Origin of the sequence: Rhodococcus sp. 05-2255-1e, assembly GCF_002259025.1 — a bacterium.
Taxonomy (GTDB): domain Bacteria; phylum Actinomycetota; class Actinomycetes; order Mycobacteriales; family Mycobacteriaceae; genus Rhodococcoides; species Rhodococcoides fascians.
Genome location: NZ_NOZE01000005.1, coordinates 138,825 through 153,468 on the forward strand (window position 1 = coordinate 138,825; position 14,644 = coordinate 153,468).

Genomic DNA, 14,644 nt, shown 5'->3' on the forward strand with positions numbered 1-14,644 from the left:
CACTCGATGTGACATCGACCCCCGAAAAGTCCACCGAATGTCACATTGAGTGCCTTCCGAAGCACCTCCCAGTGGCAGCATCCGACCAGGTAGACCGTTATTTCTTCGGTACATGTAACAAAGGATTACGCAGACTTTTGTACCCGGGATTTCGCGGCTACTGTGAGCGGACCCACAGCCCTCGGCGTGTCTGCGTCGCGGTGGGTACGTTGTGAAACGGATGTTGTTTGTGTTGCGCCCGCGAGGGTGCGCCTGGGGAGGATGGCAGATCAGATGCACCGTCGTGTGTTGGCAGTAGCGGGGGCTGCGCTGGCTGTGACCTTGCTGTCGTCGGGTATCGCCGGAGCGCAGCCGCTTCCGGGTACCGGCAGTGCCGATGGTGGCGGGGCGGCACCTGGCATGCAGGCCCAGTCCGCGCCCAAGCCTGCCGCAAGAATCGACCGAGTCGACATGCTGACTCCGCGTCGTGCGGCCGTGTGGGTCGATTCGCCGGCCATGGGTCGGTCGATCCAGGTGCAGGTTCTTCTTCCGGCCGCGCAGGCCGTGTCCCGTCCGACGCTCTACATGCTCGACGGGGTCAGTGCCGGCAAGGAATCCGATTACAAGGAAAGCACTTGGACGCAGAAGACCGACATCGTCGATTTCTTCGCAGACAAGCCGGTCAATGTCGTGTTGCCGGTCGGCGGATCGAGTAGTTACTACACCGACTGGAATGTGCCCGACCCCGTCTTGGGCGTCAACAACTGGGAGACGTTCCTGACGGCGGAGTTGCCGCCGCTGATCGACGCGCGGTTCTCCGGTAACGGCACCAATGCCATCGGCGGAGTGTCGATGGGTGCCCAGGCCGCGATGGATCTGATCACTCGTCACCCCGATCTCTACACCGGAGTTGCCGGTTTGAGCGGGTGCTACGACAATTCGCAGAACAACCTCAAGGACGCCGTGCGCGCCACGGTCGCTACCAACGGCGGCAATGCCACCAACATGTGGGGCGAGAACGCCGACGCGAAATGGATCGAACACGATCCGTCCCGCAACGCAGAAGCATTGCGCGGCAAGGACGTCTACGTGTCCGTCGGCACCGGCCTACCCGGCCCGCACGAGCTGGGCCCCGGCGGCGGTGGAGTGCAGGAAGCTGCGATGGGCGGACCGCTCGAAGCGGCAGCGCTGTACTGCACCACGCTCTTCGACACACGCCTGCGCTCACTCCACATACCGGCCACCTTCACCTACCGCCCCTACGGCATTCATCAGTGGCCGTACTGGCAGGACGATCTTCGTGAATCCTGGCCGACGCTCGAGCGCGCGCTAGGACTGTAGAGCGAACTTCAGGAACGCGTCGTTCTCGTGCGGGTCGCCGATGGTGACCCGCACTCCGTCGTTTCCGTAGGAACGCAACAGCACGCCCTGTTCGGCTGCGCCCGAGGCGAATTCACCCGAACGTTCGCCCAGTGGCAGCCAGATGAAATTGGACTGGGATACGCCCACGTCGTAGCCACCCGAGACCAGGGCGTCGCGCACTCGATCACGCTCGGCGATCAGCGCATCGGTGCGAGCCAGCAACTCGGCCGAGGCTTCGAGCGACGCCAGAGCCGCCTGCTGAGCAATGGTGCTGACGGCGAACGCAATTCGAACCTTCGACAGTGCGGTGATCACCTCGGGGTCGGCCACTGCGTAGCCCACCCGCAAACCGGCGAGGCCGTACGCCTTAGAGAACGTCCGCAGCACGATCACGTTGCGCCGACCGCGAGCGATCTCCACCCCATCGGTGTGATTACCTGCCGCGTCGGGCCGGGTGTACTCGAAGTAGGCCTCGTCCAGAACGACGAGGACGTTGGACGGCACCGCGTCCAGGAAGGCCACGAGCTTGTCGCGCTGAACGACGGTTCCGCTCGGGTTGTTCGGGTTGCAGACGAAGATGAGCCGGGTGCGCTCGGTGATGGCGTCGAGCATCGCGTCGAGATCGTGCACGTGGTCCGAGGTCAGCGGCACCTGAACGGGCGTCGCTCCCGTCACCCGGACGATGATCGGGTAGGCCTCGAACGAGCGCCACGCGAAGATGACTTCGTCACCGGGGCCACAGGTGATCTGAACGACCTCCTGGCACAATGCGACCGAGCCGTTTCCGGCGGCCACGTTCTCCGGGGGCACTCCCAGCTTTTTCGCCAACGACTCGACGAGCGCCGTCGCGCGGATGTCGGGGTAGCGATTGACGCCGCCGGCCGCTTCCGCGATCGCTTCACGGACACTCGGCAGAGGGCCCTGTGTCGTTTCGTTACTCGCCAGCTTGATCGCACCGGGAAAGCTGCGGCCGGGTACGTAAGCGGGGATGGCGTCGAGGTCGGGGCGGATGTGCACGGTCACGTCAGTCATTATGCGCCGACCCTGTCGGTAGTTGACTTCTGCCTGTCCGTGTCAAAGCTGTGCAGGACGGCCGCGATCGTCCTATCTTCGTACAGTATGTCGGGAACTTTCAGCGACTTCGCAGTCCTTCGGTCCGCCCCCGCGCCCACAGTCGGCGCGGACGACGAGGTGGATACGGCCGCATCGAAACCCGTCTCGCAGGAGAAAGTGCCGTTGACGGCCGTCGAGCCCGATGGGTCACCGCGCGGCGGGATCGTCGTGTTGCACGAGGCCAGGGAGATACCCGAGTCGCTAAAGGATCTCCTGCGCGCGCTCGCGTTGGAAGGGTGGCTGGCGGTAGCGCCGGACCTGTTCCATCGGGGGCACGGCGACGACAAGGAAGTGTTCGGCGACGACCTTTTCGCCGATTTCGACGCCACCTCCGACTGGCTCGTCCAGCGCGGGGTGTACTCCGATTGCATCGGCGTCATCGGATTCGACGATGCCGGAACGGCCGCGTTGATCGTGGCTACCAGCCGTCCGGTCGGAGCGGCGGTCAGTGTCGCCGCAGCAGGGATCGTGGAGCCGCTCAATGCGGACGCCATCGCATTGGTCGACGCCGCGCCCAAGCTGCAGGCGCCGTGGCTCGGCCTCTACGGCGAGAACGACCCCCACACCCCACCCGAACACATCGAAGCCCTTCGCGATGCCGCCACGCGCGCCTCAGTGGCCACGAACGTCGTCAGCTACTCCGGTGTGGAGCATCGCGCCGATCATCCTCGGGAACAGCCGGGCAGCAGCGACGACACCGACCCCGCCGAGGCCGCTCTCGTCGATGCGCAGACGCGCATCTTCGACTGGTTCGACAGCTTCATGCGTTGACGAGCAACAAGCATCTTTTACGCGAACGCCGCGCGAACCTGGGGCGTCGACCAGCCGTTTTGCCTTCTGGCCTCAGCCGTGTGTAATCTCTTTCCTCGGCGGTCCGAGAGGGCCGGCAGCCTAGGAGGCGTGCCAGAGCGGCCGAATGGGAGTCACTGCTAATGACTTGACCCTTCACCGGGTCCGGAGGTTCAAATCCTCTCGCCTCCGCCACGCTGATCCGCAAGGATCGGCACGTCGGTTCTTCGGAACCGACACAACTGAACATGCGCCCGTAGCTCAACGGATAGAGCACTTGACTACGGATCAAGAGGTTAGGGGTTCGAATCCCTTCGGGCGCACAGAAGAAATGCCCCGGAGCTGCAGCGATGCGGTTCGGGGTATTTTCGATGACCATCCGAGTTGCGCCCGGCTCAACACTTACTCAACACATTGGTCGGAATTCGGCACGAAAGTGTTGAGTTCACGGTGTCGGGGCCGGACAGCCTCAGTCCCAACATTGGAACGGCTCGACCATGACACAGTGGCGTCGTGACGATCAACGAGTGGTGGCTGACGGACCCTGCCGAGCGGTATTGGATGGAGACGATCAGGCGCGACGATTTCGGCGATGGAAATCAGAGTCCCGTTCGCGAAGCGAAACGGAGTCTCGACTCCGTACTGGGAGCTCGTCAACCACGTTCGGGACGGCGACGTCGTACTCCACTGGACGACAGCCCGGGATGGGAAGCCATCCAGGTTCGTCGGTTGGTCGATCGTCGACGGTGAGCCGTACGAGGTCGACAACCTCGTGTACAACGACAACAGCCCCGCGAGCGGCCGAGAAGCTCTGTTGCGCGACTACACGGAGTTCTCGACGTCGGTTACCTTCCAGGATTTGAACGAACGCCTACCCGCCATCCGCTCGGTGCAGGATGTCCTCGAGATCGGCCGTGACGGAAGCGTCTACTTTCCGTTCGCATTTCTCTCGAATGGAACCCTCCGCCCCAAACAAGGTGGGTACCTCAGCAAATTCCCCTCCGCGCTATTCGGTGTGCTGCCAGAACTTGCTGTCGCGCAGATCCACTCTTCAGCCGACCGAGGCGTGGATGGCAAGGGATCGGAGACGTCGTCGACGGCGCGTTCGGATCGCCGGCAAGCCCTCGAGGCAGGTCACGTGTCGGACCCCAAGGTCCGGCGAGCGATCGAGATGCAGGCTGTGCGGCAGGCGATTCAGCACTACGAGTCGCTCGGGTACGAGTGCAAGGATGTCGGCGCATCCCGGCCTTTCGACCTCCTGCTTTTCGGTTCTGGGGACCTAGCCAGCGAGCGGCATGTCGAAGTGAAGGGCTCGACGGGGAACCCAATGCCGTCGAACTCACCCACGGCGAGGTCAATCACGCACGGGAATTTCAACCAACCGACCTATTCGTTGTCAGTGGTATCACTTGGCTTCGCCACGGGAGTGATGTCGTGACCAGCCCAGGTCATGGGCGAGTATTCAGTGAGTGGGCTCCGAGAGACGAGGATCTTCTACCGATCCGATTCAGACACGCCGTCCCTGACCAGCATGACCTGACGCCACCCGAGTTACAGATTTGATGACTCGTCGGAGTAGTTCGAGGGTCCGTACAGATCTAGAGTTGCGGTCAGATCTGGCGCAGAATTGATCCGTTGGATGTAATGAGCTTCGGTGACACGCGTCGATGAATGCCCCAGCTGGGTTTGCGCGGTCTCGATGCCATAGGTTTCCTTGATCAATGTGGCAACCGTCTTGCGGAAAGAATGCGGTCTCACCCAGGAGAAATCCGCGCCGAGCGCAGCCCTCCACGATCGTCTGACGTTGGATGGCGAAAGCCAGTTTCCGGTGCTGGTCACGAATACTGCCTCGTGAGGGTTGATGAATATCGGCGATTCTGCCCGGCGCCTCAGTATCGTCGCTGCGAACTCGGGCAGAACCAATGTCAACGGCGGGGAATCGCCTTTCCTGTGTTCCTGACGCCATAGGCGCTCGCCCGCAACCCGAGGAACTATCAAAGTCGCCTGAATCGTCGCGGTCGCAGGGCTGACGTCGAGACGGAGATCCGGATAGCGAAGAGCTAGCACCTCTCCGATCCGAGCCCCAGTCGCAATCAGGAGGTCCATGATGTCTTGTAGGTCTTGGCCAGGCTTGGGGCCAGGCTTCCGTTTCACCGTCCCGTCCGCGAGAACCTCTTCGTGAGCGCAATAAGCTGCGACTCGGCTTCGGATCTCGTTCAGCTCGTCAAGAGTGACGGACCTGACCGGCTGCCTGGCCTTCTTCGGCAGCGCCACTTCTCGGACCGGGTTCTGTGGCATGAGGTCCAATCGGACGGCTTTGGAGAAGACTCCTGTGCACACCACACGTGCAATGCGGGCGCTACTGGGAGCTCGCGCGGCCAGTTCTCGGAGGAACGAATCTACGGTGCCTGTGCGGACTTCCCTGACAAGTAGTTCACCGATGGCCGGTGCACACAGCTTGTTCCAAACATCGAGATAGCGGCTGTAGGACTGCGCTGCCAGTGATGGTTCCTGCTCGGCAAACCAACTCGAGGCCAGGGCTGAGACGGTCGAACTACTCGTCAGGCCGCTTGCGCGGGTTGGTGCCAGCCTGTTCTGTAACTTCGCGTTCAAGTTCCGCCGAGCGGCCTCTGGGGACCGGCCGCTTGCCTCGACCAAGCGGCGCACGCCGTCGGAATCTCGGATACGAACCTTTGCGACGAAAGCCGACCCGCGCTTTGTGTTCGTGATCTTTCCCCACTCTCCAGGGGCAGTGCGCTGCCTAGCCATCCTCTTCGTCCTGTGTGTTCATGCCCAGTTCTGTCATCCGTCGAAAGAGCTCCTCCGAGCGTCGTCGTGCATCCTCGTACAGATACTGCATCGACTCGATATGTTCGGCGGATTCGTTCTTGGACAATCCGTTTCGTAGTTGTACCCGGGCGCGACGCATGGCCTTGAGTGCATCGAGCCATTCGCGAGTGATTCCGACACGATCGTTTCTCGGGTCGAAGGTGTCTCGGACCCACATGTCGAGAGGAGTTTCTGATTGCTCTTCGGTCCATTCCGAGCTCGGTCGCATGAGTCCGGCCTCGCCGCTAAACCAGCGGAGGGCATCGTGAGATTCTTGCGGCAGCCCAGGGAGTACTTCGACCTTCCCTTTGGGAAGGTCGGGGAAGACCAACTGTGCAGGTGAGACTCCCAGTGCCGCAGCCAATACGAGCAGTTCCGAGATGTCAAGGCTCTTCTTTCGACCTGTCTCCAAGTCTGCAACCACCGACCGGGAGATTCCCCACCCGAAGTCGACGGTTCTGTCGGCGAGCTTTGCCGCGGACAGTGCGGAGTGGTCTTTACCCCGGAGTCGGCGAACTTCCGAGGCGACCCGGGCAACGATTGATTCCGCCCAAGACTGCGTCATGGATACGCAGTCTAGCTGAAAATACGTCGGTCTTGTGGGTGGGGTACGTAGTTGCTACTCTGTGGTGGAACCACATGGACTGATCCGATAAGTCCCCCAAAATGTGGCTCTACCACACAATCAGTGGAGGTGCTGAAGATGCCCAGACGGCTGCTGTCTGTCCCGGAGGCTATGGCTTGCACGGGACTTGGACGATCCAACTTCTTCAACAAGATCGCGTCCGGAGAAATCCGGAGCGTGAAGGTCGGCAAGCGTCGGCTCATCCCGGATACGGCCATCGATGAGTACATCGAAGGTCTCGAGGCGGAATCCGACGCCAGTTCAGGCGTCGCGTAAGGCCCGGGGCCAACTGCCCCTCAGGAAACTGAAACGCCCCCGGAGAATCTCGGTGTTACCAGCACCGAAGCCGAGGGCGTCGAAACCACAACCCGTGAGGAAGGAGTTTCGCCACCGATCATAAAGCGTCTTGACAAGTGATTCAAGACATTTCGCTGACGCACCGTTCTCCGCCCCTGATTTCGGTCAGGGGCCGAACGGGCGATGACGCACGCTTCGATTCGCGATCGCGCGGTCGAACCCCTCTGCTCGCACTCGAACAAGCCTTCGCTGTGAACCGTCTAGCAAAGGCCTGATGTGTCGCAGCAGCGTCGTTTTCTGGCAGAGCCCGACGTTACACCAGCCTGCCGCCGGCCTGTGCACCCTGTGTAAATCCTCTGAGACCGGCCTCGAGGCACCACACGCTCGACTGATCATCGAACGAGTGGCGATACCGAGCAGCCGCGCGTCCATCGTGACGCGGGGCTATCGGACGTGGAGCGGACAACGTGGGTGCGGAAATTGGCTCAGGGGCCATGGGGGGTCCGAGACAGACCGACGAAGTACCACGCCTTTGAACCCAGTCACTACTGAAGAGGACCCATGAGAACCCCTGACCATCATCGAATCGAGCCTCACTTGCTTTCGCTCGCACGTCGTTTTCACCCGTCACTGCCTGTGCGGATTGGCGATCGAGCCGGAATCCCCAAGCCTGCCTTGGCATCAGCGGCCAAGCGTGATGAATATCCAGGCTGTAGTCATAACGAATCCAATGACGCACTGCGCGAGCTGTATTCGGCCGTACATCGAATACCAGCAAGGCTTGAATCGCCCGTCTATCGGTCATCACCTGATTGGCCACCAGTGCCAGTGTCGCGTGCATCAGGTGCAATACACGCCACAGGCGTATCGGATCCGACAGAGCCCACTCGAACCACAGGTCCTTCACCGCTGATGCTTCCCTCTCATGTGTTGTCGGGCAATAGACCCCATTCGGGTGATGCCTCCGTCACCAGTAAGGCGACCTATTCACCCATTGCCCGCCGCGGCTCAGATACATCCCTCAGGAGACTGGGGTGCCATGCGTCCCTCGCAACCATTTCGCTTATCACCCGCAACTCCTGCAATGGAAGTGAGACCCGCCATGCCCGCTGACATCATCGCGTTCTGCAACCAGAAGGGTGGCGTGGGCAAAACCACCGAGACCTTCCACCTCACCGACGCCGCCGCGCGTGCGGGCAAACGAGTTCTCGTCATAGATATAGACCCGCAAGGCAACCTCAGTACGGTCCTCGCCGCACAGACTCTTGCTCTCGACGACCTTGGTGTCGCAGACGTGCTTTCGGACTCTTCGGGAGCAACGATCGGCGACACAGTCGTACCCTGCATCTGGCCAGGTGTCTTCCTGGTCCCGACAGTGCCCGGGAACGAATCACTCGCGTATGTGAGAGACCAGCTGGTGGTTGCGGGAGCGGGGCGCGAACGCCGACTTCGAGATGCACTCGAAACCGTTGCTGATCAGTACGACGTCATCCTGATCGACTGCCCGCCCAGCTTGGACCTGCTGACCATCAACGCACTCGTCGCGGCACGCAAAGTTGTTGTCGTCAGCCAATCTGCGCTGTTCTCGGCGAACGGCTTGGCGCGATTATGCCGGACAATTGACGCAGTCAGACGAAGCTACAACGCCGACCTCCGCCTTCTCGGTGCGGTGATCAACCTGCACGAGAACCAAACCATCGCCGGCCGAGAACAGCTCATCGAGATTGCAGCCAGCATTGACATTCTCGGTGATCCAGTGCCGAAACGAGTCGTCATCAAAGACTCGATGGAATCGCAGACCAGTCTGAAGGACTGGGGAACAACCCAAGCGCGGAGCCTGTGGACTATCTACCGCGACACAGTCGAGATCCTCATTGATGGAGAGCAGTGATGGCGCGGCCCGAGCGGATGAAGAGCGCACTGGCCGGACAAAGCCCCGTGAACCCACCTCACCCGGGCAACGACACGTCTCAGCCTGTCGCAGAAACCCTACTGGTACAGAAGAACTCGGAATCAACGGTGGATCACAGCAAGTGCAAACGCTCGTACTATCTCTACACGGCCACTGTCGACGATCTCCTCAACGCCGCGGAGGCACTATCCGCGACACCGGGAGCGCCGCGTGGCCCATCGGATCTGGTCAACGCAGCGGTGGAGGAGTACCTCGAGTCGCTGCGTCTCCGGTTCAACGACGGCAAACCGTTCCCCAAACGGACAGGTCCGCTCGCGCGTGGACCCAGGATTCGCTGACCGGTCTATTACCTAGCCACTGCACTTTTCACCCGCTATCGCGGGTACATCGCACACCAAGTCGGTCCGACGCAGCTGCCGACCGACACATTCCCGGAGATCAGGAGGCAACATAGGTGGATAGTTCCGTACTCGGTATCGAGAACCTGCCGTTGCTTACGTTGGACGAGGCGAAAGCTCGGGCGCTCGACATCGACTTCCGTCGCTGCGGTTCAGCGTGGATGCACGGCAAGATTGTTCCGCACTGGTTGCTGCAGGCCGCAATTCGGTCCGGTGCAGTTGTCTACGACCGTTCCGTTTGGGGTCAACTGGCTCTGTCTGCACACTTCACCGAAGCAAATCGACATGAAATCACCTTCGTTATCACCTACGGGTTGGACGGTGCACCGAACGTCGTTGACGGGAAGACAACCGACTACCCATCGAACATCAACCAACTCGATGATGCCGCTCAGAACGCCGTACCATCGACGCTCGTTCCTAGCCCTGAAAGTGCATTAACTTGGCTGGCGCTCCTGGTTGATTCAATCAACGAGCTGCATGACCGAGCTCGAGCGCTCGTGCGGTGGTGGCCGCGCTAGTCGGATCTTCCTGCCCCTGTCCACGAAGGCGTTTTACGACGGCAGAGTGCTCTCCATGGTGCGCCGTTCGGAAGCCACCGCTCAGGCCGAATCGCTAACGTTGGCCATAAAGCCGAGGCCGTAGAGGGTGGAGAAGCTAAGATCGGTTCGGGCGTTGCACAAAAGGTGGAGGCGTTGTAACAGGGGTTCGCGGCCACCATGCGACTCCACGATAACGTCCTCCTCGAATGATCCTGGAGGTGGATGTTGCCCCCGCAGGCAGGCATCTGTTCGACATTCCGTTGTCCGATACAGCCCCACCTGCCACCGTCCGGATCTCCTACTCAGGCCAGGACCGATGAGACTGACACCGTCGTTACGGCACGGGCTCCAGTCCGATGCGCCTGGACAGGCCAGGGGTCATATTGTGGAGGGGTGGACACCTTGTTATCGACCAGCGTTTTGGTACAACATAGCGACGTCGTCGCGGATGTGGCGAAAGGGAAGGGTACGCGGACTGTCGGGGTACCGATCCACGAGGCCCGCTTGACGGAAGCGTTCGCTCAAGACGCACACAACCTTATGCCTCCTGGAGCAGGTCGTAGCCTCCATCTGCTGTTGGAACCACGAATCGGTCGAGGTCGGCCGGATGTGCTCCTACTTGCAATCTCATCAAGTGGACTTATTTCGTACCTACGTAAGGCCAATCGACTCGCGACCTTCACCGAGGCGCAGGTTATTTCTGGCGATGTCGACGAACCTGTAGGGGTGTCGGCTACTTACGCCCGAGACCTGCGGTCGAAGATGCAGGCCGCAAACTGGAAAGATTCGCAGCTCGCGCATGCGAGGAACCTCGTCCACGACTCACTCGCAGTGGAGGCGAAGATGTCGGACTGGCGACGTGCGGTGAGACAGGTGGCGCGATTCGGGCCGATGGCCCACCGCACTGCAATTTTGATGCCAGAGAACGTTGCGGCTCGCGTCGACCTGCCCACGTTAGGTGTATACGAGAGCGGTCTGATTAAAATGTCGGGCGATCGGCTGTCGTGGCTACGTACCGCGCCTAAGCGTCCGCTTGGTGACGCGCAAAAACTCTGGCTTCTCGAGCTCCTGCATCGACAGCTACAGCGCGATCAGATTCCCTCTGCAACGCGCATTTCCTCAACCGCGTGAAGCAAGTTGGTGACGCGTCCAGCGTAAGCGGGCGGCAGCACTACCCGGTCTCGTGCAATACGGCTGTACAGGCTCGATGCCTCGTTGAGTGACTTTTCGACTGCGTCGAGTCGAGTCGGTACGTCCGCTGAGGTGGTGCCTGCCTCGGCCCTTCTGGACAGTTGCGCCATGAACTGCACTTGGGCCTCCGCCCGTGTCCAGGACGATAAGGCACGGGCGGCGAAGGTTGCGCTGATTTCTGGGAGCACGATGTCGTCGCTGTAGGGGAGGTTCATAACGTATGACAGTTCCTCTTGTGCCTTCAATGAGGCCCACAGAGCGGGTAGATACACCCTCGCAGTTGGGGGCTGACCACCGGCGGGAGACGGTTGCCATTTGGAGATGAAGAATTGTCTTAAGGTGTAAAACCAGCCAGAAGATATTGCGGTAGCGCCAGCGGCCAGACCTAGGAGTCCTTCGAGATCCGAATACCCCCAATGTACTTCATATTCGTTGACCTCTGACAGGGTGTAGATAAGCCGGAGCAAGTTGGACAAGCGGTTCGAGTCCCACGGTGCGGGCGGATAACCTTTAGTTGCCCGATTGACAACTATGTAGAAACCCTGAACATCTATGGTTGTGACAACGTCGAGCCAGTCGGCAATGTCTTTCCAGTTACTTAACGCGCCCTCATCGATGGCGACACTGGCAATGGTTCTATCTCCTCCCCATGCGTCGACGGCAGATCGGGCGTACTGGAGTGCTAGAGGTGTCCAGATATCTGTAAAAGTCGACTGGATGCACGTGGGTGCTATCAAACGGTTGTGAATTCCGACCGCAGTATTGGCGGCCTCGATTGACGCTATTTGGTTGGCGACATCGCCAGCGCTTTGTGACCACTTGATTCGGCGGAAGTTCAAAGCGTGAGATGAATGGCGTCGAGCCGAACCCGCTGGGGTTGAGGAGTAGATATAAGATTGAGGATCGAGGAGCGCATCGAGGCCCCTCGACCGAAGTCCCGTCACCGTTGTGGTGAGTGCGGCGACATCTTCGTCACCAGGGCTGAGCACGACTCCGGAGAGGGAGCCCTGATCGGAGACGTCGAAGATCTTGCTGCCCTTGCCGTATCCGTGCTGAACATAGAAGCTCATACCGTAACTCCAAGTCGGCGTAGCGGAATTGACACATTTCTATACCGCTGGCTGGGGCGCGGAGCCAGCAGACGCGTGATGACTACCTGCAGGTCCTCTTCGCACGACACGCCCTCAAAGGAGGAGGCGTCGAAGCTTTGTAGTCTCCGAAAGTACTCGCTACTGTCTATTTTTTCATACCAGAATGGATGGTGCCCGACAAGCGCTTCAAATGCGACAATCCCGATCTGAAAAAGATCTGTTCTGAAGTCGATTTCTGCGATCCGTCTCATCTCGAATTGCTCAGGTGCGGCGTATCTACCTGTGCGTGGCGATGCGCCGTACGCATCGGTGAGCGGCGAAAGATCATTGTGGTACGCAATTCCCAGATCAAGCAGAACCGGAGAACCTGCATCGTCGAAGACGATGTTGCCGGGTTTGATGTCGCGATGCACAATTCCTGCGTCCGACCACATTGCGTTGACTGCTCGAAGTAGCGCAATAACCAGACGTCGAGAAAGATCCTCGTTTCCACCGAAATTCTTAATAGCCTGATCGAGAGTCCCCCCTGGGTAGTAGGGCTCTGCATACCAAATGTAGTCTCGTCTTGAGAGCCTGCATTTTCTGGGCGGCTCGACGAGCTTTACCACGTGGGGCGAATCGACCTGGGACATACCCTCGATCTCGCGGCCGAAGCGGGTCGGAAACGGGATGGAGTCGTCGGAGTCAAAGTCGTCCTCCGGAAGTGGCTCCTTTACAATTTTGATGACAATGTCGTCTGATCCGCTACGGCCCCGGTAAGCAACCTTGTAAGAACCCTCACCTAGCTCAGGTAAGGCCAGTTGATAATCGGCAAATGCTTGCATCAACTCGTCATCGGAGAAGGGGACCGTCATGCGCTTTCGCTCTGGCTCACCCGACAATATTCGCATACTGGGAGTCGATCTGCACTCAGTAGCAGTGAACGGGAGTGTGGGGTAGCGGTCAACGGGCGTGTGGGCCAATTCGCAAGTATGTCTCGAATCGACCCTTGTGGTGCTTATTTCACAAACTTGATTTTGCAGCAGTGCCTCAGAAATGGTCGTTTCTGGGCCACCGATCTGTGAGACACGGGCGCGGCCAGAATCAACTGAGTCGGTTTGGTCTGAAGAGTGACCGCGATGGCGGGTTGGGTCCTCGATGACGTATGCCCCACAAACGAACGTTGCCGGGACACTCGCAGGTGAGACACCTAGTATTCGAAGCACGGCAGTTGTTCGCCGCGTTGCGACTCGGTTACGTCATGACCTATGAAGGAGACAGGGTTGGAAGCGGCCGGGCGAACCTCTGCACTCCGTATGGCTGTTGTCACTGCGCATTCAGGGGGCGGAGGAGCGTTCTCAATTGAGGATGACATCCGAATGGTCAAGTCCTCACTTCTCTACGCCGATTCAGTAACTCTCTTTTCGTACTCAGCGGCCATGCTCGAAGACTTCTGTGCCGCGGACCTCGCTGGCTACGAGCGACGAATGGAATACCTAGCTGCCCACACTGACGACGTACTCCGGGGGCTCGGACTCGACCCTTCGGTTCTACAAGACTCAACCCTGACAGGCAGGCAACGGAAAGAGATACGCCGGCGCGCTCGGAGAATCAATGCCAGCATGATGGAGGCCGTCGAACACCTGCTGTCCATCCAGGAGCTGACACCCGACCTTCACGACATCGGCTCAGTACTGGAATCAGGGCACATGAAAGACCTCCAGCAGGTCATGGATCTCGGACTATTGACGCTCGCTCCGGATGGTTTCGCACTCGACCCGACCCAAGACAAGGCTTCGGTATACACCGAAGCACTGGGCCGCCTGCTCAAAGATCGTCGCTTGCAACCGGTCCTGGACGAGAGGATGTCGCGGCGTGTCTTGGACGCGCAGTCGTCCGGCGAACCGCTAACGGATGACTACACCCAGGCGCGAGCTCGTAGAGCCGCCGTGGGTGCGGGGTTGATTGCGCAACTGCCCACGTTCCCCGAGGCGTCAATGAAAGACGTTATCGATGCGCGAGATCAGCTGCGCGAACCGTTGCTGTCCTACCGCGCCGAGATGAAAATCGCCGCGGAAACGATCAAGTCAGATGCGTTCGACTACTTCAATTTGGAAGCTGACATCCAAGATCTGTTCAGAGACCAAGTCGAGCCCAAGTTGCGTGACTTTCAACGCGAGCTGGCCAAGACAAAGGTCGTGCTAGATGCCGCTAATGCGATGAAGACCACGGTCGCCGCCGTTGTCTCCGGCGTAGGCGTAGAAGCATCTCTACTGCTGTCTGACGCGCAAATCACTCTGCCCGACCTCGCCACCATGGGCTTGGGTAGCGCTGCGGCGGGTGGCGTGATCACTAGTGGGTTGGGTATTGCGAAGGCCCGCTTCGACGAGATCACCAAACGCAATCAAGAGCCCTATTTCTATCTTTACAAACTCAGCAAACAGCTGTAGCTACCTAACGCTGCCCGATTCGAGAGGTTTGCCGCTGACACGCTTGACGCCAGCTCGATGCTGATTGTGCCGCCGGAAGCTAAACGA

Annotated in this window: 15 protein-coding genes and 2 tRNA genes; 12 read left to right on the forward strand and 5 right to left on the reverse strand. The window is 59.8% G+C overall.

From position 1 onward, the window contains the following. Positions 1-273 precede the first annotated feature (273 nt). Entirely contained in the window at positions 274-1,320 is a 1,047-nt protein-coding gene (locus CH262_RS02160) for an alpha/beta hydrolase (protein ID WP_094716791.1), read from the forward strand. Here the strand turns inward: CH262_RS02160 and hisC are convergent. Then, positions 1,309-2,364, reverse strand: coding sequence for a histidinol-phosphate transaminase (gene hisC, locus CH262_RS02165; RefSeq protein ID WP_094716790.1), 1,056 nt, complete (start codon positions 2,362-2,364; stop codon positions 1,309-1,311). The genes CH262_RS02160 and hisC overlap by 12 nt on opposite strands. Before the next feature lie 96 nt (positions 2,365-2,460). Between hisC and CH262_RS02170 the strand changes: the two genes are divergently transcribed. The 5 genes from CH262_RS02170 (at position 2,461) to CH262_RS02185 (ending at position 4,681) form a co-directional block, all read left to right on the forward strand. After that, a complete protein-coding gene (locus tag CH262_RS02170) occupies positions 2,461-3,225 on the forward strand; it encodes a dienelactone hydrolase family protein (RefSeq protein WP_032407826.1) in 765 nt (254 codons plus the stop codon). Between the two features lie 123 nt (positions 3,226-3,348). Further along, positions 3,349-3,438: transfer RNA gene (locus CH262_RS02175), tRNA-Ser, on the forward strand. A gap of 55 nt (positions 3,439-3,493) precedes the next feature. After that, a tRNA-Arg gene (locus CH262_RS02180) sits at positions 3,494-3,566 on the forward strand. A gap of 190 nt (positions 3,567-3,756) precedes the next feature. After that, positions 3,757-3,993: a hypothetical protein gene (locus CH262_RS27225; protein WP_141216545.1), complete on the forward strand. Its 237-nt coding sequence runs from the start codon at positions 3,757-3,759 to the stop codon at positions 3,991-3,993. A 22-nt stretch (positions 3,994-4,015) separates the two neighbouring features. Further along, positions 4,016-4,681: a hypothetical protein gene (locus CH262_RS02185; RefSeq protein ID WP_141216546.1), complete on the forward strand. Its 666-nt coding sequence runs from the start codon at positions 4,016-4,018 to the stop codon at positions 4,679-4,681. Positions 4,682-4,794: 113 nt separating this feature from the next. On the opposite strand, the gene CH262_RS28390 is transcribed toward CH262_RS02185, so the two are convergent. Then, a complete protein-coding gene (locus CH262_RS28390) occupies positions 4,795-6,012 on the reverse strand; it encodes a tyrosine-type recombinase/integrase (protein ID WP_094634713.1) in 1,218 nt (405 codons plus the stop codon). After that, on the reverse strand, positions 6,005-6,637 hold the full coding sequence (locus CH262_RS02195) for a helix-turn-helix domain-containing protein (protein ID WP_094634712.1): 633 nt from the start codon (positions 6,635-6,637) through the stop codon (positions 6,005-6,007). The genes CH262_RS28390 and CH262_RS02195 overlap by 8 nt, the downstream gene beginning before the upstream one ends. A gap of 123 nt (positions 6,638-6,760) precedes the next feature. Here CH262_RS02195 and CH262_RS02200 point away from each other — a divergent pair, with 123 nt between their 5' ends. The 5 genes from CH262_RS02200 to CH262_RS27935 all read left to right on the forward strand — a co-directional run bounded on the left by CH262_RS02200 (position 6,761) and on the right by CH262_RS27935 (position 10,977). Next, the gene (locus CH262_RS02200; protein WP_230595287.1) at positions 6,761-6,973 is read left to right on the forward strand and encodes a helix-turn-helix transcriptional regulator; all 213 of its coding nucleotides are present in this window, start codon (positions 6,761-6,763) and stop codon (positions 6,971-6,973) included. A 1,123-nt stretch (positions 6,974-8,096) separates the two neighbouring features. Next, the gene (locus CH262_RS02205) at positions 8,097-8,885 is read left to right on the forward strand and encodes a ParA family protein (protein ID WP_094634734.1); all 789 of its coding nucleotides are present in this window, start codon (positions 8,097-8,099) and stop codon (positions 8,883-8,885) included. Positions 8,886-9,013: 128 nt separating this feature from the next. Beyond that, positions 9,014-9,244: a hypothetical protein gene (locus CH262_RS28010; RefSeq protein ID WP_249305506.1), complete on the forward strand. Its 231-nt coding sequence runs from the start codon at positions 9,014-9,016 to the stop codon at positions 9,242-9,244. 116 nt (positions 9,245-9,360) lie between these two features. Further along, entirely contained in the window at positions 9,361-9,825 is a 465-nt protein-coding gene (locus tag CH262_RS02215; protein ID WP_094634710.1) for a hypothetical protein, read from the forward strand. Positions 9,826-10,239: 414 nt separating this feature from the next. After that, a complete protein-coding gene (locus CH262_RS27935; protein ID WP_143546090.1) occupies positions 10,240-10,977 on the forward strand; it encodes a hypothetical protein in 738 nt (245 codons plus the stop codon). On the opposite strand, the gene CH262_RS02220 is transcribed toward CH262_RS27935, so the two are convergent. Both CH262_RS02220 and CH262_RS02225 read right to left on the reverse strand, forming a co-directional pair. Continuing rightward, positions 10,938-12,107, reverse strand: a complete 1,170-nt coding sequence (locus CH262_RS02220) for a hypothetical protein (protein ID WP_094681423.1) — start codon at positions 12,105-12,107, stop codon at positions 10,938-10,940. The genes CH262_RS27935 and CH262_RS02220 overlap by 40 nt on opposite strands. Beyond that, positions 12,104-12,982 (reverse strand): serine/threonine-protein kinase, encoded by an 879-nt coding sequence (locus CH262_RS02225; RefSeq protein ID WP_170944868.1) that lies wholly within the window; start codon positions 12,980-12,982, stop codon positions 12,104-12,106. The genes CH262_RS02220 and CH262_RS02225 overlap by 4 nt, the downstream gene beginning before the upstream one ends. A 747-nt stretch (positions 12,983-13,729) precedes the next feature. On the opposite strand from CH262_RS02225, the gene CH262_RS02230 reads away from it, so the two are divergent. Next, positions 13,730-14,557: a hypothetical protein gene (locus tag CH262_RS02230; RefSeq protein WP_143547045.1), complete on the forward strand. Its 828-nt coding sequence runs from the start codon at positions 13,730-13,732 to the stop codon at positions 14,555-14,557. Positions 14,558-14,644: the final 87 nt, after the last annotated feature.

Excerpts from the sequence above, each read along its gene's own strand:
- CH262_RS02220 (WP_094681423.1), bottom strand. The coding sequence starts at position 12,107 with ATGAGCTTCTATGTTCAGCACGGATACGGCAAGGGCAGCAAGATCTTC.
- CH262_RS02225 (WP_170944868.1), bottom strand. The coding sequence starts at position 12,982 with ATGACGGTCCCCTTCTCCGATGACGAGTTGATGCAAGCATTTGCCGAT.
- CH262_RS02230 (WP_143547045.1), top strand. The coding sequence starts at position 13,730 with ATGATGGAGGCCGTCGAACACCTGCTGTCCATCCAGGAGCTGACACCC.
- CH262_RS28390 (WP_094634713.1), bottom strand. The coding sequence starts at position 6,012 with ATGGCTAGGCAGCGCACTGCCCCTGGAGAGTGGGGAAAGATCACGAAC.
- CH262_RS02205 (WP_094634734.1), top strand. The coding sequence starts at position 8,097 with ATGCCCGCTGACATCATCGCGTTCTGCAACCAGAAGGGTGGCGTGGGC.
- CH262_RS02195 (WP_094634712.1), bottom strand. The coding sequence starts at position 6,637 with ATGACGCAGTCTTGGGCGGAATCAATCGTTGCCCGGGTCGCCTCGGAA.
- CH262_RS02160 (WP_094716791.1), top strand. The coding sequence starts at position 274 with ATGCACCGTCGTGTGTTGGCAGTAGCGGGGGCTGCGCTGGCTGTGACC.
- CH262_RS02170 (WP_032407826.1), top strand. The coding sequence starts at position 2,461 with ATGTCGGGAACTTTCAGCGACTTCGCAGTCCTTCGGTCCGCCCCCGCG.